This window comes from Streptomyces sp. NPDC007095, from assembly GCF_040634475.1.
In the GTDB taxonomy this organism is placed as follows: Bacteria; Actinomycetota; Actinomycetes; order Streptomycetales; family Streptomycetaceae; genus Streptomyces.
In genome coordinates this window covers 15,500-36,119 of record NZ_JBEYFS010000119.1, presented here as the reverse complement: position 1 = coordinate 36,119, position 20,620 = coordinate 15,500, and the positions used below count along the sequence as shown (strand labels likewise).

21 protein-coding genes are annotated in these 20,620 nt (G+C 70.8%); 12 read left to right on the top strand and 9 right to left on the bottom strand.

The window, feature by feature from the left end; genetic code table 11:
• Positions 1 to 88: 88 nt before the first annotated feature.
• From ABZ656_RS33630 to ABZ656_RS33620, 3 genes are read right to left on the bottom strand one after another with little or no spacing between them, the layout of a single operon-like run.
• Positions 89 to 1,072 (bottom strand): phosphotriesterase, encoded by a 984-nt coding sequence (locus ABZ656_RS33630; protein WP_360272960.1) that lies wholly within the window; start codon positions 1,070 to 1,072, stop codon positions 89 to 91.
• Positions 1,069 to 1,653, bottom strand: a complete 585-nt coding sequence (locus ABZ656_RS33625; RefSeq protein WP_101407494.1) for a DUF4865 family protein — start codon at positions 1,651 to 1,653, stop codon at positions 1,069 to 1,071. Before ABZ656_RS33625 ends, ABZ656_RS33630 begins: the two co-directional genes overlap by 4 nt.
• 38 nt (positions 1,654 to 1,691) lie before the next feature.
• The gene (locus tag ABZ656_RS33620) at positions 1,692 to 2,264 is read right to left on the bottom strand and encodes a TetR/AcrR family transcriptional regulator (RefSeq protein ID WP_360272957.1); all 573 of its coding nucleotides are present in this window, start codon (positions 2,262 to 2,264) and stop codon (positions 1,692 to 1,694) included.
• 191 nt (positions 2,265 to 2,455) lie between these two features.
• Between ABZ656_RS33620 and ABZ656_RS33615 the strand changes: the two genes are divergently transcribed.
• From ABZ656_RS33615 to ABZ656_RS33605, 3 genes are read left to right on the top strand one after another with little or no spacing between them, the layout of a single operon-like run.
• Positions 2,456 to 2,764: an SHOCT domain-containing protein gene (locus ABZ656_RS33615; RefSeq protein WP_101407492.1), complete on the top strand. Its 309-nt coding sequence runs from the start codon at positions 2,456 to 2,458 to the stop codon at positions 2,762 to 2,764.
• Positions 2,761 to 3,519: an ABC transporter ATP-binding protein gene (locus ABZ656_RS33610; protein WP_101407491.1), complete on the top strand. Its 759-nt coding sequence runs from the start codon at positions 2,761 to 2,763 to the stop codon at positions 3,517 to 3,519. The genes ABZ656_RS33615 and ABZ656_RS33610 overlap by 4 nt, the downstream gene beginning before the upstream one ends.
• A complete protein-coding gene (locus ABZ656_RS33605; RefSeq protein ID WP_360272953.1) occupies positions 3,516 to 6,077 on the top strand; it encodes an ABC transporter permease in 2,562 nt (853 codons plus the stop codon). The genes ABZ656_RS33610 and ABZ656_RS33605 overlap by 4 nt, the downstream gene beginning before the upstream one ends.
• Positions 6,078 to 6,103: 26 nt before the next feature.
• Here the strand turns inward: ABZ656_RS33605 and ABZ656_RS33600 are convergent, their stop codons facing one another.
• The 4 genes from ABZ656_RS33600 to ABZ656_RS33585 form a co-directional block, all read right to left on the bottom strand.
• The gene (locus tag ABZ656_RS33600; RefSeq protein WP_101407489.1) at positions 6,104 to 6,637 is read right to left on the bottom strand and encodes an ATP-binding protein; all 534 of its coding nucleotides are present in this window, start codon (positions 6,635 to 6,637) and stop codon (positions 6,104 to 6,106) included.
• Positions 6,638 to 7,678: 1,041 nt separating this feature from the next.
• Positions 7,679 to 8,368, bottom strand: a complete 690-nt coding sequence (locus ABZ656_RS33595) for a L,D-transpeptidase family protein (RefSeq protein ID WP_360272949.1) — start codon at positions 8,366 to 8,368, stop codon at positions 7,679 to 7,681.
• 3 nt (positions 8,369 to 8,371) lie between these two features.
• Positions 8,372 to 8,959 carry a pyridoxamine 5'-phosphate oxidase family protein gene (locus ABZ656_RS33590; protein ID WP_101406188.1) on the bottom strand — a complete coding sequence of 196 codons (588 nt, stop codon included), beginning with the start codon at positions 8,957 to 8,959 and terminating at the stop codon, positions 8,372 to 8,374.
• Positions 8,960 to 9,093: 134 nt separating this feature from the next.
• Positions 9,094 to 9,960, bottom strand: a complete 867-nt coding sequence (locus ABZ656_RS33585; RefSeq protein ID WP_360272946.1) for a hypothetical protein — start codon at positions 9,958 to 9,960, stop codon at positions 9,094 to 9,096.
• Positions 9,961 to 10,288: 328 nt separating this feature from the next.
• Between ABZ656_RS33585 and ABZ656_RS33580 the strand changes: the two genes are divergently transcribed.
• From ABZ656_RS33580 to ABZ656_RS33560, 5 genes are all read left to right on the top strand, one after another.
• Complete coding sequence (locus ABZ656_RS33580) at positions 10,289 to 11,482, top strand: argininosuccinate synthase (protein ID WP_180362587.1); 1,194 nt, start codon at positions 10,289 to 10,291, stop codon at positions 11,480 to 11,482.
• 82 nt (positions 11,483 to 11,564) lie between these two features.
• Positions 11,565 to 12,998, top strand: a complete 1,434-nt coding sequence (argH, locus tag ABZ656_RS33575) for an argininosuccinate lyase (protein ID WP_101406191.1) — start codon at positions 11,565 to 11,567, stop codon at positions 12,996 to 12,998.
• A gap of 154 nt (positions 12,999 to 13,152) precedes the next feature.
• A complete protein-coding gene (locus tag ABZ656_RS33570) occupies positions 13,153 to 14,124 on the top strand; it encodes an aldo/keto reductase (protein WP_101406192.1) in 972 nt (323 codons plus the stop codon).
• A gap of 125 nt (positions 14,125 to 14,249) precedes the next feature.
• A complete protein-coding gene (locus ABZ656_RS33565; protein ID WP_180362588.1) occupies positions 14,250 to 14,795 on the top strand; it encodes a helix-turn-helix domain-containing protein in 546 nt (181 codons plus the stop codon).
• Between the two features lie 2 nt (positions 14,796 to 14,797).
• A complete protein-coding gene (locus ABZ656_RS33560) occupies positions 14,798 to 16,360 on the top strand; it encodes an MFS transporter (protein WP_101406194.1) in 1,563 nt (520 codons plus the stop codon).
• A gap of 97 nt (positions 16,361 to 16,457) precedes the next feature.
• Here ABZ656_RS33560 and ABZ656_RS33555 read toward each other — a convergent pair whose 3' ends face one another.
• A complete protein-coding gene (locus tag ABZ656_RS33555; protein ID WP_054230621.1) occupies positions 16,458 to 17,129 on the bottom strand; it encodes a lysophospholipid acyltransferase family protein in 672 nt (223 codons plus the stop codon).
• A gap of 276 nt (positions 17,130 to 17,405) precedes the next feature.
• Here ABZ656_RS33555 and ABZ656_RS33550 point away from each other — a divergent pair, with 276 nt between their 5' ends.
• The 4 genes from ABZ656_RS33550 (at position 17,406) to ABZ656_RS33535 (ending at position 20,175) form a co-directional block, all read left to right on the top strand.
• Positions 17,406 to 17,636 (top strand): hypothetical protein, encoded by a 231-nt coding sequence (locus ABZ656_RS33550; RefSeq protein WP_129592318.1) that lies wholly within the window; start codon positions 17,406 to 17,408, stop codon positions 17,634 to 17,636.
• 197 nt (positions 17,637 to 17,833) lie between these two features.
• Positions 17,834 to 19,045: a glycerophosphodiester phosphodiesterase gene (locus tag ABZ656_RS33545; RefSeq protein ID WP_101406196.1), complete on the top strand. Its 1,212-nt coding sequence runs from the start codon at positions 17,834 to 17,836 to the stop codon at positions 19,043 to 19,045.
• A gap of 73 nt (positions 19,046 to 19,118) precedes the next feature.
• On the top strand, positions 19,119 to 19,625 hold the full coding sequence (locus ABZ656_RS33540) for a sigma-70 family RNA polymerase sigma factor (RefSeq protein WP_101406197.1): 507 nt from the start codon (positions 19,119 to 19,121) through the stop codon (positions 19,623 to 19,625).
• A 46-nt stretch (positions 19,626 to 19,671) separates the two neighbouring features.
• Positions 19,672 to 20,175 (top strand): GNAT family N-acetyltransferase, encoded by a 504-nt coding sequence (locus tag ABZ656_RS33535; RefSeq protein WP_101406198.1) that lies wholly within the window; start codon positions 19,672 to 19,674, stop codon positions 20,173 to 20,175.
• Positions 20,176 to 20,226: 51 nt separating this feature from the next.
• Here the strand turns inward: ABZ656_RS33535 and ABZ656_RS33530 are convergent, their stop codons facing one another.
• A complete protein-coding gene (locus ABZ656_RS33530; RefSeq protein WP_101408264.1) occupies positions 20,227 to 20,601 on the bottom strand; it encodes a hypothetical protein in 375 nt (124 codons plus the stop codon).
• Positions 20,602 to 20,620 lie beyond the last annotated feature (19 nt).

Below are 20,620 nucleotides of genomic sequence, written 5' to 3'. Positions count from 1 at the left end.
GAGGGCCTGTGCCCGGCACGCCGAGAGCACGCACCTGACGCCGCAGGGCCCGCCCTCCGGGCGGACGACGGGAATTTGACGACAGGACCTAGGCGGCGTCCGGCAGCCGGGGCGGACGGGGTGGTGTACCGCGCCACTCCACGGCGAGCGCCCGGCCGGGGTTCTCCGTGAAGACGCGCTCCACGAGTTCCGCACCCAGAGCCAGTGCGAGCCGTGGGCGCACCCGGCGCAGCAGATACGGCATCCCGGGGCCGCCGTTGACCGAGCGTGCCGCGGCGGTCGTCGTGTCGGCGCCGAGGAGCAGGCGGTGGCCGAAACCGGCGTCGGCCAGGGCGCGTACGGCGTCGGGCATACGCCAGTCGGTGGCGTGGTTCGAGCGGGAGGGTCCGTCGAAGGCGAGGTAGGCGCCCGCCTCGGCGGCCTGGCGCTGCACCACGAGGTCCGGGGAGCGGTTGAGGTGGCCCAGGATCACCCGGTGCGGCGGCACCTCCAACTCGCCGCACAGCAGGTCGAGTACGTCGAGCGCGGCCGTGCCCAGCTCCAGGTGCACGGCGATCGGCGCGCCCGTGGCGTGGTGCGCCTCGGCCGCCGACGTCATCGTCCAGCGGGCGTGCGCGTCGAGCGCGTGGAAGCCGCCCGCGACCTTGACGAGTCCGGCCCGGACCCCGGACGTGCCGATGCCCGAGGTGAGCTCGGAGACGAAGACGTCGGCCAGCCTGCCGCGCAGTTCGGAGAGTGACGCCGGTGTGTAGTGGACCGCCTGGTGCAGGCCCGTAGCGGCGACCACATGGACGCCGGTGTCACGGGAGAGCAGCGGCAGGTCCGCGGCGCGCCGGCCCAGCCCGTACGGCGTCCACTGCACCACGCTCCCGCCGCCCTGCTCGCGGAACGCGGCCAGTTCGGCCCGCGCGGCGGACGCGTCGCGCAGTTCCTGGCCGGGGAGCGCGGGACTGCCGAAGAAGAGGTGGTCATGGGCGTCGCACACCCCTAGGCGCTCGGGCGGCACGTCCCCGAGGACCGTACGGACCCTCGCGGGGACGGCGCCACCGAGGCTCGTGGGGGCAGGGCTCACCACTGCGGGCCCCGGGGCAGCAAGCCGCGCCCGGGCGCCGACAAATGCAGCACCTGGAAGACCTCGCCGGGTGCCTTGGGCGTGTCGTGGTCCCAGAGAGAGAAGTGGACCAGCTCCCAGTGGCGCGGGTCGACGGCGGCGGCCGCGCACACCGCGCCGTCGAGCGAGGCCAGCCGCTCCGCCTCCGCCGCGGCCTCCGCCATCACCTCGGCCAGGTAGGCGCCCTCCGGTACGGGCTGCCGTCGCCGCACCGCGACCTGGGCCGGCGCACCGGCGGCGCCGCCCTCCTCGTACGCGAGGCCCGTCCAGTTCTGCACCACCGGCCGCCCGAAGTCATTGACGAGCCCCTGGAAGGCACCGCCCCACAGGAAGGAGTTCATGCCTTCGACGGTGTTCCAGAGGTAGAAAGGCGCGTACTGGTTGACCGGCGAGCCGTGCACCCCGCGCTCACGCATCAGATACGTCTTGAAACCGAGCCCCTCCCAGTCGTCGAGGAGGTGCCCGATGCGGGAGACCCGGGCGCGGATGATCCCCATGTCGTAGTCGGCGGGGAACGTCAGTTCGTACTGCATCGCGTGCAACGCATGCCTCCTTGAGGGGCCTTCAGGCCTTCAGGCCTTCAGCCGAAGTCCCGACGGGTGGGGGAGAGCAGGGCGAGCAGCCCGCGGACGGCAGTGTCGAAGGCGGCCGGGGAGCCGGAGGCGCGGGCGAGCACATAGCCACCCTGGATGGTCGCCAGGATCGTCGCGGCGATCTCCTCGGCGTCCAGTGATGGAGCGAACTGCCCCTGTTCCTTGCCCTCTTCGACGATTTGAGCCAGTCGTTCGCGCAGCCGGTCGATCGTCTCGTCGACGGGGGCGCGCAGCTCCGCACTGGCGATCACGTCCGGGTCCATCGTCAGCCGGCCGACCGGACAACCGCGCAGGACGTCTCGCTCCCGGCGCAGATACGCCTCGACGCGCTCGTACGGCGAACCGGGCGTGTTCAGTGCGTCCTCGGCGGTAGCCCGCAGTTCCTCGGCGGTGCGTCGGATCGCGGCGAGGGCGAGATCGGGCTTGCCCTTGAAGTGGTGGTACATGCTGCCCTGTCCGGCACCCGCGTGCTCCTGGATCGCCTTGGGACTGGTGCCCACATAACCGCGCTCCCACAACAGCTCGCGCGTGGACTCGATCAGCCGCTCCGGAGTGCTCATGAACTCACTGTACATACTAGTAGGTACAGAGTCGAGGGCGGTAAGAGGAGCTGAGGAAGCAGGCGGTGACGCCCCGCGTACTCCCGCGGAGGTACGGGAACGGCCGCTGGCCGTACGACGACTCGGACCCCCTCCCGGAGCGAGTCTCGACGCATCGCAACAGCTCCCACCCACCTAGGAGATGACCCGAGATGCAGACTCTGGCGAACTGGGACGGCGGCCCCGGCCCGTGGATCCTGTTCTTCCCGCTGATCTGGGCGGCCGTCGTGATCGCCGTCGTGACGGTCCTGCGCCGCACGGTGGGGCGCGGGCGCCGCGGACCGTGGCGCGCCATGGGCGACTTCGGTCCGCCCCGGGACTCCCGCCCGACGGCCGACTCGCCGATCGCGCTGCTCGGCCGCCGCTTCGCCACCGGCGAGATCGACGAGGACGAGTACTGGCGCCGGCTCTCCGTCCTGGACGAGCAGTTCGGCCGCCCGGGCAAGGGAGGAGCGGCATGACGACCGCCACCACGACGCGTCATGCCGCGGGTGTCGCCGACGCCGTCAAGGTGTACGGCAGCGGCGACACCGCCGTCAGGGCCCTGGACGGAGTGAGCGTCGGTTTTCCGGCCGGACGCTTCACCGCGATCATGGGCCCCTCGGGCTCCGGCAAGTCCACTCTGATGCACTGCGCGGCGGGCCTGGACACGCTCACCTCGGGCGCCGCGTTCATCGGCGACACCCCACTCGGCACGCTGGACGACCGCAGCCTCACCCTGCTGCGCCGCGACCGTGTCGGCTTCGTCTTCCAGGCGTTCAACCTGATCCCGACGCTGACCGTCGCCGAGAACATCACGCTGCCCCTGGACCTCGCAGGGACGAAGGGATCCCGCGAGTGGATCGACGCGCTCGTCGACGTCGTCGGCCTGCGCGACCGGCTCCACCACCGCCCCGCCGAACTCTCCGGCGGACAGCAGCAACGCGTCGCCGTGGCCCGGGCGTTCGCCGGCCGTCCCGACGTCGTCTTCGCCGACGAACCCACCGGCAACCTCGACTCCCGCTCCGGCGAGGAGGTCCTGAACCTCCTCGGGCGCGCGGTGCACCGGATGGACCGTACGGTCGTCATGGTCACGCACGACCCGGTGGCGGCCGCCCACGCCGACGAGGTCGTCTTCCTCGCCGACGGACGCCTCGTGGACCGGATGGAGTCCCCGACGGCAGACAAGGTCCTCGACCGGATGAAGGCGTTCGACGGCAAAGGCGCGCGATCGTGAACGCCTCCGTGCGCCTGAGCGTCTCCTCCCTGCGCGCCCACAAACGCCGCTTCGCCGGTACGTTCCTTGCGGTGCTCCTCGGGGTCGCCTTCCTGGCCGGAACGCTGGTCATGGGCGACACGCTGCGGGCGAGCTTCAGCGCGTTGTTCGGCGACGCCACGAAGGGCACCGACGCGGTCGTCCGCAGCGCCGACGCCATCACGACGCCAGGTGAGAGCCAGGGTGTGCGCCAACCGGTCGACACCGCCCTGGTGAAGACCGTCGAGCGGGTTCCCGGCGTCGCGGCCGCCGCCCCCGACATCCAGGGCGCGGGCCAGCTCGTCGGCAGCGACGGCAAGCCCATCGGCGGCCAGGGCCCGCCCACGCTCGCCGGCAACTGGATCACCGACCCGAAGCTCAACCCGTACCAACTCGCCGCGGGCCACGCCCCGTCGAAGTCCGGCGAGGTCGTCGTCAACCGCGGCGCCGCGAAGAAGGGCGGCCTGAAGATCGGCGACACGACCACTCTCCGCACCCCCGATCCCGTCAAGGTGACGATCGTGGGCCTCGCGACCTTCGGCGGCGAGGACGGCATGGCGCAGGTGACGTTCACCGGGATGACGCAGGCCGACGCCGAGAAGTACCTCACCGCGAAGCCCGGCGAGGCGGCGAACATCCGGGTGCGGGCCGGCCCCGGGGTCGGCCAGGCCGAACTCGTCGCGGACCTGACTCCCGTCCTGCCCAGGGGAGTCGAGGCGATCACCGGCCAGGAGTCGGCGCGGGAGAACACCGACATGATCTCCAGCCAGTTCCTGAACGTCTTCACCACCTTCCTGCTCGTCTTCTCCGGCATCGCGCTGCTGGTCGCGACCTTCTCCATCCACAACACCTTCGCGATCGTCGTCGCCCAACGCACCCGTGAGAACGCCCTGTTGCGCGCCCTGGGCGCCTCCCGCCGTCAGGTCACCGTCTCGTCCCTGGTCGAGGCGAGCGTGGTCGCGGTGACCGCGTCGGCCGCCGGCCTCGCGGGCGGCATCGGGATCGCTGCCGGGCTGCAGGCGCTGTTCCCGGTCATCGGGTTTCCCTTCCCCCAGGGCGACTTGGTGATCAGCGGCCTGTCCATGCTGCTGCCGCTCGCGGTCGGCATCGTGGTCTGCCTCGGCTCCGCGCTGCTGCCCGCCGTACGAGCCGGACGCACCGCGCCGCTGGCCGCCCTGCGCGAGACGGCCGTCGACCGGTCCGGAGCCTCACGGGAGCGGGCGATCATGGGTGCGGCGCTGGCCGTACTGGCGGTGGGCGCCACCCTGACCGGCGTACTGGTGAGCCAGTCGCTGTGGCTCGCGGGCCTCGGTGCCGTTCTCGCCCTCGCCGCCTTCGTGGTCCTCGGGCCCGTGGCGTCGTCGGCCGCCGTGCGAGCCCTCGGCGCCCCCCTCGACACGCTGCGCGGTGTCACCGGCGGCCTGGCCCGGCGCAACGCGCTGCGCAACCCGAAGCGGACCGCCGCCACCGCGAGCGCCCTGATGATCGGCGTCGCCGTCGTCTCGCTGTTCACGGTCTTCGGCGCCTCGCTGAAGGCCACCATGGACCAGACGGTCTCCCGGTCCTTCGCGGGGGACGTCGCCGTCAGCACTCCGTCCTTCGGTGCGGGCGGCAGCGGGCTCAGCCCCAAGCTGGCTCCCGCGATCGCGCGGCAGCCGGCCGTCGAGTACGCGGTCGGCCTCGGCCGTGGGGTCGCCCAAGTCGACGGTAGGGGGAGGGCGCTGACCGTCACCGACCCGGTCACACTCGGCAAGGTGTTCGATCTCGGTGACGTACGCGGCTCCCTCGACCACCTGGGCACCGACGGCATCGCGCTCACCCGGAAGGAGGCCGACACACAACACCTCACGACCGGTGACACCGCCCGGCTCACCTTCACCGACGGCAAACGGGAGAACTTCACGGTCCGCGCGGTCTACGGCCGCTCCGAACTCGCCGGCGACTACGTCATCACCCGCGCCGCCTGGGCCCCGCACCGCACCCAGGACTCCGACTCGCTCGTCGCCGTCACCTTCAAGAGCGGTGTCAGTGCGGCCGACGGCAAGGCAGCGGTCAAGAAGGTCGCCGCGCAGTACGGCAATCCCGAGGTGCAGACCCGCGACGAGTACGCGCAGTCCTCGGCCGGCGGCATCGACATGATGCTGACCCTGGTCTACGCGCTGCTCGCACTCGCGGTGCTCATCGCCCTGCTCGGCATCGCCAACACACTCACCCTCGCGATCCACGAGCGCACCCGTGAACTCGGTCTGCTGCGGGCGGTCGGGCAGACCCGGGCGCAACTGCGCGCCATGGTCCGCTGGGAGTCGGTCCTCGTCGCAGCCTTCGGAACGGCGGGCGGACTCGCCCTCGGTGCCTTCCTGGGCTGGGTGCTCGTCGAGGCCTCCGACGGCGCGTCGGACAGCGCCTTCGCCTTCGCGATCCCGCCCGTGCGGCTCGTCGTGGTGGCGCTCGTGGGCCTCGCGGCGGGAGCCCTCGCGGGGCTGCGCCCGGCCCGGCGGGCAGCACGACTGGACGTGCTGCGCGCCATCGCCACCGAATGACGTACGAGACGGGGGTCACCGCCCGGTCAGCCGGCAACGGCGGACCGGGCGGGAGCGTGTTCGGGCCGGCGTTCGTCGAGGGGGTCGAGGGGGTCGACGGGGTGGCGGCGCGTGGTCTCGCGAGCCGGTTCGTACGGCGCGAGCACGGGCTCCGCCACCGCGGGCGAGGTCGTCGGCAGGGTGAACCACACGACCTTGCCCGACTCGCCGTCCGGACGCACACCCCAGCTCTCGCTCACCGCGGCGATCATCGCGAGACCGCGTCCGCAGGTGGCCGTGGGGTCCACGTCCTGTACCTCGGGCAGTCGGGGGTCGTGGTCGTGCACCGAGACCGTGAGCCGGTCGAGCAGCAGCTCGATCTCCACGGTGCACACCTTGTCCGGCTGGGCGTGCCGGTGGACGTTGGTCAGCAGCTCGGTCACTCCGAGCGCGGCCCGGTCTATCAAGGGGTCCTGATGCCAGTAGCGCAACTGCGCAGAAAGGATTCTGCGGACCTGGCCGATCCGCGACGGCAGGGCTTGGAGCTCCACCGTGCAATGCCTGCTTGGCTGGCTGATCACGGCTGCGACTCCCCGAATTGAGGTCCGGAAGAAGACGGAGATCGGATCCAGCAGAGTGGCTGAGTGGAACGGCCGCCTGCTGTGGTGACCGGCGGGCTGGTTCGTAGCGTTATCGCCGGTAAACCCAGAGTGATGATGTGAGAACAGCGTGACTCAGGGGGTGCGGTCCTGCAACTCGCGGCGCGGTCCGCTCCGGCCCGAGCCGTCGCGGGGCGGGGGTCTTGCCTGAGCGGCGGCGTCCGGCGGCCCGGGGTTCATCGTTCACCGCCGCGGGCCGTGGGTGGATCGCTCACGCGCCGACCGCCATCCACCGCGAGCGGGGGTCGCCGTGTCGAGGGTGCCGATCCGGGATCGGGTTCCTCTCGGCCGCGGCCGGCCTCCGGCACCGTCCCTGGCGGGACGCTCCCCGGAGTCTCCACCCCGGACCATGCCCGGTCGCAAGCCCGCCAGGGCTTGGTCACCGACCGCCGTCGAGTGCGAGCGGGCGGCTCCCACGCCGGGTCCCACATCGGGTTTCGCCGGACGTGTGTTCGGGCCGTGCCTTCGGTTCTCGTCGACCGAGGGGTCGCGAGCGCGGGGCATCCGGTCCGGGGATCGTCGGCTGCGAGCCCAGGGCTTGCCGGACGGCTGTGGCCGGCTGTGGTGCGGGCGTTCGTGCCGGACGTCGACGGTGGGACGTCCGAGGCTTGCCCGGCCGCCGTCGCCGGTTGCGGGCCGGGTCCGCTCGGGCAGGCGACCGGGGGGTACGGGCCCGGGTCCCGTGTACCGACCGCCGCGGGCCGCGAGCGTCGCTGGTCGCGCGCTCGGGGGTGCCCGCTGGGCCCTGTCGTCACATTCCCGTCTGTCCCGCGACGCCAGGCACGCGCTCCCAAGTTCTCGGCTTCGCTCGAACAGGGAGGGACCCCCTTCGCCGCACCGGGCACAGACCTGAGTACATCCAGTACGAGGGCCTGTGCCCGGCACGCCGAGAGCACGCAGAGCACGCACCTGACGCCGCAGGGCCCGCCCTCCGGGCGGACGACGGGAATGTGACGACAGGACCTAGTAACGAGTGATCGCAGTCCCCCCACTCACCGTCCCGATCGCCATACGCGGCTTCTTCGCGGGATCGACCCACCCGAGAATCCGTCGCATCGCGTCCTCCGACACCGACACACAACCAGCCGTCGCGCCGGCCCCGTCGACGTGCAGGAAGATCCCCGCCCCGCGCCCCCGCACGGGCCGCTCGTAGTTGAACCCCACGACCAGCGCGTAGGCGTACTGCCTCTCGTACGCGATCAGACGCTCGGACTCGGACGCTCGGCAGTCGGCCGGCCGCGGCTCGGTCCACCGGTTGTAGGAACGGGAGTCGTTGTCCTGGCACCACCAGGACCCCTCCCGCACCCGCCGGTACTCAAGCGCGGTGCCGGCCGGCGCGGCCTTGATCCCGAAGGCGAACGGAAAGCCGTACAGCCCCGTGGGTGTCGTGTTCGATCCCTGCTTGCGTGAGCCCCCCTCGGTCAGCCCCTTCGCCCCGAAGCGCGCCGCCGCCGAACCGGCCTTCACCCAGTGCCCGTCGCGCCGGTCCCACCAGGTGAGCGTGCCCGACGTCGAGTCCACGCGGGGCGCCTGAGCCGTGATCAGCTGGCTGCCGCCACCGGTGTCCGCAATCTGCTCGGGAAGGGTGGGCGGACCGCTGGGGGTCAGGGCGAGCAGGGACGCGGACGCGAGGGCGGCGGCTGCGAGGCGCATGGCTCAGACCGTACGGGCAGGCAGCGGGAGCGGCAGCCCGGGCAGGCCGTCCAGGCTGGTCGCCACGTGGTCCTTCTTGGTGAAGTACTCGCTCAGTGAGGCGTCGTCCTCGCGCGCGAAGCGTTTGCCGTGCAGGTCGCGGTCCGCTTCGTACGACATGAAGGGCACGGCGTAACCGCAGGTGTCCCGGACGAGTTCGGCGGTCACCACGATGATCGCGCGCAGACCGTGCGGAGTCGGGTCGATGCCGGGGAAGTGCGTGAGCAGTTCCTTGAAGCGGGGGTCGTCGCGGAAGACGGGCTCGCCGTGGCCGTGCACCCGGACGATGTTCGGCGGGCCCTGGAAGGCGCACCACATGAGGGTGATCCGGCCGTTCTCCCGGAGATGGGCGATCGTCTCCGCGTTGCTGCCGGCGAAGTCCAGGTAGGCGACGGTGAGTTCGTCGAGGACGGCGAACGAGCCCGTGAGGCCCTTGGGGGAGAGGTTGACCGTGCCGTCCCCGGACAAGGGTGCGGTCGCGGTGAAGAAGAGGGGCTGCGCCTCGATGAACGAACGCAGCCTGCCGTCTATGCGCTCATAAGTCTTTCCCATGTCTAACGATTATCGGGCAAGGCCGTTCGCCTGTCTAAGGAATTCACCCGTCCGGCGCATCGGTTCACGTGGCGGACGGATCCGTGACCGCTTCGCCCCGGTCGGCGGACGGGGCGAAGCGGCCACGGAAGACGTCACTTGTTGAGCGTGCAGGTCGCGAGGGAGTCCAGACCCGTGGGCTTGGCCGCGGTGCGGCCGATGGAGATGGCGATGCGGTCGATGGTCGACTTCCGCTTGTCCGCGAGGGGGCCGAGGATCGCGTTCTGCACGAAGTTCGGTCCGCCCTGACCGACGGTGTTCGCCAGTCGGGTGTTCGCCTCGGTGATCTGGGTGTTCAGGAGCGTCAGGTTGCGGGTGACCTCGGCCTGCGCGGTGGCGGGGATCGCGGGCAGCTTCGACGCGACGTCCGGGCAGGTGATGGTGCCGGCGGCGGTGGTGCCGCCGGTGTTGCCCGTGGCGCCCGTGTTTCCGGTGTTCCCCGTGTTGCCGGCCTGCTGGGTGGCCGTCGCGCTCGGGGTCGCGGTGCCCGCGGCGCCGCCCGCGTTCACGCCGTTCGCGTTCAGGGTGCAGGGCGCGAGCGAGTCGAGGCCCGTGGGCTTGGCCGCGGTGCGGCCGATCGCGGTGGCGATGCGGTTGATCGTCGCCACCCGCTTGTCCTTGAGGGGGCCGAGGATCGCGTTCTGGACGAAGTTGGGGCCGCCCTGGCCGACGGTGTCGACGAGCCGCTTGTTGGCCTCGGCGATCTGGGTGTCCAGGAGGGTGAGGTTGCGGGTCACCTCGGCCTGCGCGGAGGCGGGGATCGCGGGCAGGCTCGGCGCGACGGCCGGGCAGTTCACGGTGCCCGGGGAGGTCGCGGCCCTGGTGGTGGCGTTCGTGCTGCTCTTGGACGTCTCCCCGGCCAAGGCGTTGCCGGCGATCACGGCTCCGGAGAGCACCACCGCGGCGGTGCCGCCGATCATCAGGACGCGGCGCTTGTTGTACTTCGGAAGGGCCCTGGACATGCGGAAGCCTCACTCGGGTTCGGGATGGGGGACCGTCCGGTGGTCGTCCGGGCGGTCCGTGGCTCGTCGCACCTCGGTCTGCGAAGACCTCGGCGGCAAAAACCTCGGTGTACGAAAACCTCGGTGTACAAAAACGCGGCGCCTGCGTTCGGGGAGAGGTACGAGAAAGCGCGTTCTTTCGTTCAAGCACTCTCCAAAGATTTCGTCGCGGCCTTCCCGGGCGCCGTCCGGGCCCGTGGGCGGCGCCTCCGGGTGACCCGCGATTGACGATTCATGCGGAGTACTGCATACTCATGCATACCAGCGAATGCAGTGTGAGGAGAAACCCGTGACCGAGCGCGTCGTACTCGCCTATTCAGGCGGTCTGGACACCTCCGTCGCCATCGGCTGGATCGCCGAGGAGACGGGCGCCGAGGTCATCGCCGTCGCCGTCGACGTGGGTCAGGGCGGCGAGGACCTGGACGTCATCCGCAAGCGCGCGCTCGCCTGCGGTGCCGTCGAGGCCGAGGTCGCGGACGCCAGGGACGAGTTCGCCGAGGAGTACTGCCTCCCGGCGATCAAGGCCAACGCCCTCTACATGGACCGCTATCCGCTGGTGTCGGCCCTCTCCCGGCCGACCATCGTCAAGCACCTCGTCGCCGCCGCCCGGAAGCACGGCGCCACCACGGTCGCCCACGGCTGTACCGGCAAGGGCAACGACCAGGTGCGCTTCGAGGCCGGCATCGTCGCCCTCGCCCCCGGCCTCAAGTGCATCGCCCCGGTCCGTGACTACGCGATGACCCGGGACAAGGCGATCGCCTTCTGCGAGGAGAAGCAGCTCCCGATCGCCACCACCAAGAAGTCCCCGTACTCCATCGACCAGAACGTCTTCGGGCGCGCGGTCGAGACGGGCTTCCTGGAGGACATCTGGAACGCGCCGATCGAGGACATCTACGAGTACACCTCGAACCCGGCCGAGGCCCGCGAGGCAGACGAGGTCGTCATCTCCTTCAAGGAGGGTGTCCCGGTCGCCGTCGACGGCAGGCCCGTCACCGTCCTGCAGGCCATCCAGCAGCTCAACGAGCGCGCCGGCGGCCAGGGCATCGGCCGGATCGACATGGTCGAGGACCGGCTCGTGGGCATCAAGTCCCGTGAGGTGTACGAGGCCCCGGGCGCGATCGCGCTCATCACGGCCCACCAGGAGCTGGAGAACGTCACCGTCGAGCGTGAACTCGCCCGCTACAAGCGGCAGGTCGAGCAGCGCTGGGGCGAACTGGTCTACGACGGCCAGTGGTTCTCCCCGCTCAAGCGCGCCCTGGACGGCTTCATCAACGAGGCCAACCAGCACGTCAACGGCGACATCCGGATGACCTTGCACGGCGGCCGCGCGGTCGTCACCGGACGGCGCTCCGAGACCTCGCTCTACGACTTCGACCTGGCGACGTACGACACGGGCGACACCTTCGACCAGGCCGCCGCCAAGGGCTTCATCGACATCTACAGCCTGTCGTCGAAGATCGCGGCCAAGCGCGACCTCGCGTAAGCAGTAGCGTGATTGCCGCCTCCCTGGCCGTCTCACGGCAGGGAGGCGGCCGCACATCCGACACCTCCGAGGAGCACAGCAAGTGAGCAGCAACAGCGGTGACGTACGGCTCTGGGGCGGCCGTTTCGCCGACGGTCCCGCCGAGGCCCTGGCGAAGCTGTCCGCGTCCGTCCACTTCGACTGGCGGCTCGCGCCCTACGACATCGCCGGTTCACGTGCGCACGCGCGCGTGCTGCACAAGGCGGGACTGCTCACCGAGGACGAGCTGACGCGGATGCTCGCCGGGCTCGACGAGCTGGAGGCGGACGTCGCCGACGGCTCCTTCGTGGGCACGATCGCCGACGAGGACGTCCACACGGCACTGGAGCGGGGCCTGCTGGAGCGCCTCGGTCCCGACCTGGGCGGCAAGCTGCGCGCGGGCCGCTCCCGGAACGACCAGGTCGCGACGCTCTTCCGCATGTGTCTGCGCGACCACGCCCGTACGATCGGCGGTCTGATCGCCGACCTCCAGGACGCGCTGATCGGCCTCGCGGAGGCGCACCCGGACGTGGCGATGCCCGGCCGTACGCACCTCCAGCACGCCCAGCCGGTGCTCTTCGCCCACCATGTGCTGGCTCACGTCCAGCCCCTGTCCCGGGACGCGGAGCGGCTGCGCCAGTGGGACGAGCGTACGGCGGTCTCGCCGTACGGCTCCGGCGCGCTCGCGGGCAGCAGCCTCGGCCTGGACCCGGAGGCGGTGGCGAGGGACCTCGGCTTCGAGCACGGCTCGGTCGCGAACTCCATCGACGGCACGGCCTCCCGCGACTTCGTGGCGGAGTTCGCCTTCATCACCGCGATGATCGGTGTGAACCTCTCCCGGATCGCCGAGGAGGTCATCATCTGGAACACGAAGGAGTTCTCCTTCGTCACCCTCCACGACGCCTTCTCCACCGGCTCGTCGATCATGCCGCAGAAGAAGAACCCGGACATCGCCGAGCTGGCGCGCGGCAAGTCGGGCCGACTGATCGGCAACCTCACGGGCCTGATGGCGACGCTCAAGGCGCTTCCGCTCGCGTACAACCGCGACCTCCAGGAGGACAAGGAGCCGGTCTTCGACTCCATCGACCAGCTGGAAGTCCTGCTCCCGGCCTTCACCGGCATGATGGCCACGCTCACCGTGCACCGCGAGCGCATGGAGGAGCTGGCCCCGGCCGGCTTCTCGCTCGCCACGGACATCGCCGAGTGGCTGGTCAAGCAGGGCGTGCCGTTCCGCGTCGCCCACGAGGTCGCCGGCGAGTGCGTCAAGGTCGCGGAGGCCGACGGCAAGGAGCTGAACGACCTCACCGACGACCAGTTCGCGAAGATCTCCGCCCATCTCACCCCCGAGGTGCGCTCCGTCCTGAACGTCCCGGGTGCCCTCGCCTCCCGCGACGGCCGCGGCGGTACGGCGCCCAGCGCGGTCGCCGTCCAGCTCGCCGAGGTGAAGTCGGACGTGGCGGCCCAGCACGCGTGGGCCACGGCCAAAGAGAAGCGGTGAGGGAAGCGCCCCGAAAGGGGCGCGTGGAGCTGCGCGAGCAACCCCCACAATCCCGCACCCGCCAAATCACAACACCGACCGAGCGCTGAGGCGAAGGTCATCGCGGGTTACGTTGGTCAGGAGCCGCACCGGAGCCGACCGAACGGAGCCCGCGATGCCCTTCGCCCGTCTCGCGACCGCCACGACGCCCACCTGCCACATCGGCCTGGGCCTCGCCGCAGTAGGCCGCCCGGGTTACATCAACCTCGGCCGAGACCATGACCTCGGAGAGAATCGCAGCGTCGAAACGCTGCGCGCCCGTACCCACGAACTCCTCGACGCCGCCTACGCCCAGGGCGTGCGCTACTTCGACGCGGCCCGCTCCTACGGCCGCTCGGAGGAGTTCCTCGCCGACTGGCTGAAGAGCCGGCCGGACGTCGACGACGTGGTCATCGGCAGCAAGTGGGGCTACACGTACACCGCGGACTGGACCACCGACGCCGAGAAGCACGAGGTCAAGGACCACACCCTCGCCACGTACGAGCGACAGCGCGCCGAGACCGCCGCGCTGCTCGGTGACCGGCTCGACCTCTACCAGATCCACTCGGTGACCCCGGACAGCCCGGCCCTCACCGACAAGGAACTCCACGCGAAACTCGCCGAGGCGGCAGCCCAGGGCCTTTCGATCGGCTTCTCCACGAGCGGCCCCGCCCAGGCCGACGCCATCCGCGCCGCGCTCGCCGTGACGGTCGACGGTGAGCCCCTCTTCCGAACCGTCCAGTCCACGTACAACGTCCTGGAGACCTCGGCGGCTCCCGCTCTCGCCGAGGCGCACGAGGCCGGGCTCACGGTGATCGTCAAGGAGGGCATGGCCAACGGCCGCCTGGCCGCCGAGCACGCGCCGGACGCGGTGCGGGCGATCGCGGAGGAGACGGGCCTCGGCGCCGACGCCGTCGCCCTCGCGCTGATCCTGCGGCAGCCCTGGGCCGGAGTCGTCCTCTCGGGCGCGGCCACCTCCGCCCAGCTCGCCTCGAACCTGCACGCGGCGGTCGTCGACCTGGACGAGGACCAGCTGACCCGCCTCGCGACGCTCGCCGAGGACTCGCACGCGTACTGGGAGCGGCGCGGGCAGCTGCCCTGGCACTGAGCACGGCAAAAGGCGCAAGCACTGCAAAAGACCTAAACGCCGCAACAGCTGGCAAAAAGTGACACGCTTGAGACTTCTATGCACCTCATGAGACATGACCGTCTCACATGGGGTACCGTTGTCTCATGGCCGTCGACCGTGACCACGTGCTGCGCAGCGCAGCCGCCCTGCTCACCCGCAAATCCACCGCCACCATGGACGAGGTCGCCAGGGCGGCCGGGATCAGCCGGGCCACGCTGCACCGCCAGTTCGCCGGACGGGACGCGCTCGTCCGGGCGCTGGAGGCACTCGGCATCGAGGAGTGCGAGGCGGCGCTGGAGGCAGCCCGCCTCGACGAGGGCACCGCTCAGGAGGCCCTGCGCCGCCTGGTGAAAGAGCTCGAACGAGTGGCCGGGCTGCTGGCCTTCCTCTACACCGAGAACCAGCTGTTCGAGGGCGAGGGGCAGAACGAGGGCTGGGCCCGGCTGGACGCCCGGATGGCCGCCCTGTTCCGGCGCGGCCAGGAGGGCGGCGAGTTCCGCATCGACCTCAGCCCCGCCTGGCTCACCGAGGCGCTCTACGGGCTGATGGCCTCGGGGGCGTGGGCCGTGACCGAGGGCCGCGTCGCCGCCAAGGACTTCCACTACATGATCGTCGAGCTGCTGCTCGGCGGCGCACTACGGAGAGAGTGATCATGACCAGCACCCTGCAGCATGGGGGTGCCCCCTGCTCGAGCGAAGCCGAGAGCTTGGGGGAGTACAAGGTGGAGGTGGAGAAGCGTCCGGGCCGTTGGCTCGCGCTCTGCGTCCTCGTCCTCGCCGTGTTGTTGGTGGCCGTCGACGCGACCGTGCTCGGTCTCGCGACCCCTTACATCAGCGAGGACCTGAAGCCCTCCGGCACCCAGCTCCTGTGGATCGGTGACGTCTACTCGTTCGTCATCGCCGGTCTGCTCGTCTCCATGGGCAGCCTCGGCGACCGCATCGGCCGCAAGAAGCTGCTGCTGATGGGCGCCACGGCGTTCGGCGCGATATCGGTGCTCAACGCGTACGCGACGACCCCGGAGACGATGATCCTGGCGCGGGCGCTGCTCGGAGTCGCGGGCGCGACCCTGATGCCCGCCACGCTCGCCCTCATCCGCAACCTCTTCCACGACCCGCGCGAGCGCAGCCTCGCCATCGGCATCTGGGGCGCCACGGCCTCCGCCGGTACGGCGGTCGGGCCCGTCGTCGGTGGCTTCCTGCTCGAACACTTCTGGTGGGGTTCGGTCTTCCTCATCAACGTGCCCGTGATGCTGATCCTCGTCCCCGTCGGCATCAAGCTGCTGCCCGAGTCCCGCAACCCGAACCCCGGCCCCTGGGACCTGGCCAGCGTCGTGCTCTCCCTCGTCGGCATGATCGGCATCGTGTACGCGGTGAAGGAGGCCGCCACGCACGGGTTCACCTGGGAGCCGATGGCCGTCGGCGTGCTCGGTGCCGGGGCCCTCTGCGGCTTCGTACGCCGTCAACTCGCGATGCCCGTACCGCTGCTGGACATGCGGCTGTTCCGCAACCGAGGCTTCTCGGCGGCGGTGCTCGCCGATCTGCTGACCGTCTTCGGCCTGTCCGGACTGGTCTTCTTCCTGTCCCAGTACCTGCAACTCGTCCAGGGCAGGCCGCCGTTCCAGGCGGGGCTCGCCGAACTGCCCGCCGCCATCGGCGCGGTGGGAGCGGGTCTGATCGCGGGCTCGGTGGCGCGCCGCTACTCGGTCCGTGCCGTGGTCTCCGGTGGTCTCGCCGCCGTGGGCCTCGCGCTCGGCGTGCTCACCCTGTTGAACCAGTCCACCGGGTACTCGGTGCTCGGCTCGGCGCTCCTGATCGTGGGCGTCGGCGCGGGCTTCTCGTTCACCGTCACCGCCGACGTGATCCTCTCCAGCGTGCCCAAGGAGCAGGCCGGCGCCGCGTCCGCGGTCTCCGAGACGGCGTACGAGCTCGGCGCAGCCCTCGGCATCGCCCTGCTCGGCTCCATCGTCACCGGCGTCTACGCGGGCTTCACCGGCCCCGCGGGCACCCCGGCCGGGGCCCACGAGTCCCTGGGCGGCGCGGTGGAGGCGGCGGAAACCCTGCCGACCCACGCCTCGGAGGCCCTGCTGACCGCGGCCCGCACATCCTTCGTGGACGGCCTGGCACTGGCGTCCGGCATCGGAGCGGCGGTACTGCTCGCCACAGCGGCGGCGGCGTGGTTCCTGCTGAAGGGCCAGAACCTGGAAACCGGGGTCTAGGAAAGCGCCCCTTCAGGGGTGCGGGGCTGTGACATAGTGCGGCTCCGCCGCGTGGGCGCGACCAGCCACAACGCACCCGCACCCGAACCACGAACCGCTAGGCAGCCTTAGCCTTAGTGGCGTACATGTCCACGTACTCCTGCCCCGACAACCGCATGACCTCGGTCATCACGGAGTCGGTCACGGCCCGCAGCACATACCGGTCACGGTCCATGCCTTCGTACCGCGAGAACTCCATCGCCTCACCGAAGCGGACCGTGACGCGGCCCGGCCGCGGCATCCCCGCACCGCCGGGCTGCAGCTTGTCCGTGCCGATCATCGCGAACGGGACGACCGGGGCGCCGGTCATCAGGGTGAGGCGGGCGATACCGGTGCGGCCGCGGTAGAGCCGGCCGTCGGGGGAGCGGGTGCCCTCCGGGTAGATGCCGAAGACCTTGCCCTCCTCCAGAATGCGACGGCCCGTCATCAGCGCCGCGACACCACCGTTGGCGCCGTCCCGGTCCACCGGGATCATGCCGACGCCGGTGAAGAACCAGGCCATGAGGCGGCCCTTGAACCCCTTGCCGGTGACGTACTCGTCCTTGCCGATGAAGAGCACCTGCCGGTCACAGACCAGGGGCAGGATCATCGAGTCGATGAACGTGAGGTGGTTGCCGGCCAGGATGACCGGACCGTCGCCCGGGATGTGCTCCACGCCTTCCACCCGTGGGCGGAACATCAGGCGCATGATCGGTCCGAGCACTGCCTTGATGAGCGCGAAGCGGGACAACGGGCCCTCCGGTGTCAAGGGATCGGTATGAAGTATGTGCAGGTGAGGACGATACTCGCGGCCCCCCGGTGATTGCACATCGGGTTCACCGACTGGATACGGACTGTTGACCAATGTTTACCTGAGGTGGCGGGCTGTTGCGCGTTCGTCACACGGACGGAAGCATGTGACGTATCTCGCGGCGGCTTCGGCCGCCACGCCGAACGAGTCGCACAGTTTGACCGGGTCGCACGTCTTGCCCGGCTCGAACGGTTTGAACGGGGGACCGTGGGATACATGATCGTGGCGCTCGCCGCCTTGGTCCTGATCGTCGGAAGTGCCGCAGTCGTCCTGATCCGCAGGGACCGCCGCCGCGTCTGCGACAGCCCCGACTCGGCGCGGATCGAGGCGCAGGCGACCAGGGGCCTGCGCGACGCCCGCCGCCGCGCCCACGCTGCCCGGCATGTGGGCGACTCCGGTGCCGTCAGCGCCGCCCGGGACCGGGACCCCGGAATCGGGAACCTCTGACCGCGTACCCGGACCGCGTACCCACTACCGTCACCCCGAAACTGACGGGCCGCCAGCCACCGCGTTCCGCAAGGCTGTTCCGTACGTCATCCAGCGGAACCCACGTGTTCCGCCACAGGTCTCCCTCCCGTCACGGAAGGGAACCTACGATCGACGCGCTTTGACAGGTGCGGGGCGGTACGGCGGGAGGAGCGCTCATGGGGACGCAGGGGACGCACGGGACGCAGGGCATACCGGAGTCGCGGGAGCCGAACGGGCAGGACCGGGGCACGGCGCGACGCGCGCTGCTCGGGGCCGCGGTGCTCGGCGCGGGCGGAGCGGTCCTCGGGCTGCCGGGTGCGGCGAGAGCGGACGAGCGGCACGCGAGCGGCGGGCACGGCGGCGGCTACAAGAGTCTGCCGAAGCCGACCGTCATCGGGCACCGGGGTGCCAGCGGCTACCGGCCCGAGCACACCTTCGGCTCGTACCAGCTGGCCCTCGACATGGGCGCCGACGTCGTCGAGGCCGGTGACCTGGTGCCCACCAAGGACGGCCACCTCGTCTGCCGGCACGAGCCGGAGATCGGCGGCACCACCGACGTGTCGGCGCACCCCGAGTTCGCCGACCGCAAGACCACCAAGACCCTCGACGGCATCCCCACCACGGGCTGGTTCACCGAGGACTTCACCCTCGCCGAGCTGAAGACCCTGCGGGCCGTCGAGCGCATCCCCGCCAACCGCCCGCACAACACGCTCTACAACGGCCGCTGGGAGATTCCCACCTTCGAAGAGGTGCTCCACTGGCAGGACGAGCAGACCCGCAAGCGCGGCAAGCAGGTCTGGATCTACCCCGAGACCAAGCACCCCACCTACTTCCGGGCGCTGGGCCTCGGTCTGGAGGAGCGCCTCGCCAAGGTGCTCCGCAAGCACGGCAAGGACAAGAAGAACTCGCCGGTCATCATCCAGTCCTTCGAACCGACGAGCATCCAGCGCCTGGACAAGCTGGTCGACAACCCGCTCGTCGTGCTGCTCTCCGCCGCGAACACCCGCCCCTGGGACTTCGTCACGACGGGTGACCCGCGTACCGTCGCCGACCTCGTCAAGCCCGAGGGCCTGAAGTGGATCGCCTCGTACGCGCAGGGCATCGGCCCCACGCTCGACCTGGTCATCCTCAAGGACGCGAACGGCGCCCTCACCACGCCGACCACGCTGGTCGCCGACGCGCACCGCGCGGATCTGATCCTGCACCCGTACACCATGCGCAACGAGAACACCTTCCTGCCCGCGAACTTCCGGCGGGGCACCGACCCGAACGCCTACGGCGACGCCTTCGGTGCCTTCAAGACCTACTTCGCCACGGGCATCGACGGCGTCTTCTCGGACAACGCGGACACCGCGCTGCTCGCCCGCGAGGACTTCGTCAACGGATGATCCACCCACCCCGATGGGGTGACAGTCGCCCGCCCCGGCAACCCCGTGCCGGGGCGGCGGCGTCCCGCCGCATATGACCCACGAGATGGTTTCCACCCTGCGTCCGCTGCTCGCCGCCGAGGCCTCGGCGGAAGGCTTTGCGTCCGGGACCGAACCGAGCGACCTCGAACAGGCCGTCTGGCTGCGCCTCCTGGAGCGCCTCGACTCGGACGGGCCGCCCGTCGACCCGCAGGGCTGGTTGCGCCGCGCCGTGCGCTCCGAGGTCCGCCGCACCCGCCGTACGGCCCGGCATGAACGGCCGTACGTCTCCGAGCCCGCCGACGAGAGCGGGCCGGACCCCGAACAGCAGGTGATGACCGCCGACAGCCGGCGCGCCCTGCACGACGCGGTCCGTCGGCTGCCGGGCCGCTGCCCCAGCCTGATGGCGGCACTGCTCTCCCCGAAGGACCTCACCTATCGGGAGATCGCAGGCGAGTTGGGTATCTCACAGGGCAGTCTGGGTCCGGAACGTTCCAGATGTCTGGGATGTCTGCGTCGCTTGCTCTCCCCGGTGGTTGCGGCCCGCGAACGACGGGGATAGGAGTGGGGGACGACCGGTGGAACAGGTGAGCGGGAGGCATGCACACATGGGCATGAGCGTGACCATCTCGGCGGCGACCGAGCAGGACGCAGAGCAGATCCTCAAGCTGCAGTACCTCTGCTACCAGAGCGAGGCCGAGCTGTACGGGGACTACGGCATCGAGCCGCTCACGCAGCCGCTCGACTCCCTCAGGGCAGAGCTGGCGGACGGTACGGTCCTGGTGGCCAGGCTGGGCGAAGAGGTGGTGGCCTCGGTCCGCGGAGCCGTGGACCCGGACGGCACGGCCCGCATCAACAAGCTCATCGTCCACCCGCGCATGCAGCGCCACGGCCTGGGCGGCCGGCTGCTCGCCGCGATCGAGGCCAAGCTCGCAACGGACGGCGCGGCCAAGTCCTTCCAGCTCTTCACCGGCCACCGCAGCGACCGCAACCTGCGGATGTACCGCAAGCACGGCTACGCGCAGGTCTCCACGGAGCGCGTCGACGAGCGGCTCACCCTGGTGACCCTGCAGAAGGGCGCCGACGCGGGCGCGTTCGTGGCCAGCGCCTGACCAGCGTCCGTGCTCAGGTCCCGTGCGCAGGGCCCGGACTCCGGGCCCGGGCTACGCCGGCCGGTCGGCCGTACGCGCCTTGCGCAACCAGTACATGGCCGACAGCGGCAGCAGCACCGGGATGAACAGATAGCCGATCCCGTAGTCCGACCACACGGTGGCGTCGGGGAAGGCGGACGGCTCGACCAGCGTCCAGGTCCCGACGGTCAGCACGCCCACGAGCTCGGCGGCGCAGCACACCAGCGCCGCCCTGCGGGCCGTTTCGCCGCCGCGCACGAGTGAGTACGTGATGAAGCCGTAGACGAGGCCCGCGACCGCCGACAACGAGTAGGCGAGCGGGGCCTTGTCGAACTCCGTCGAGATCTGGACGGCGGAGCGCGACACGGCGCCGACGACCATCACGCCGTACAGCCAGAGCAGCAGCATGCCTGGGCCGCTGATCAGC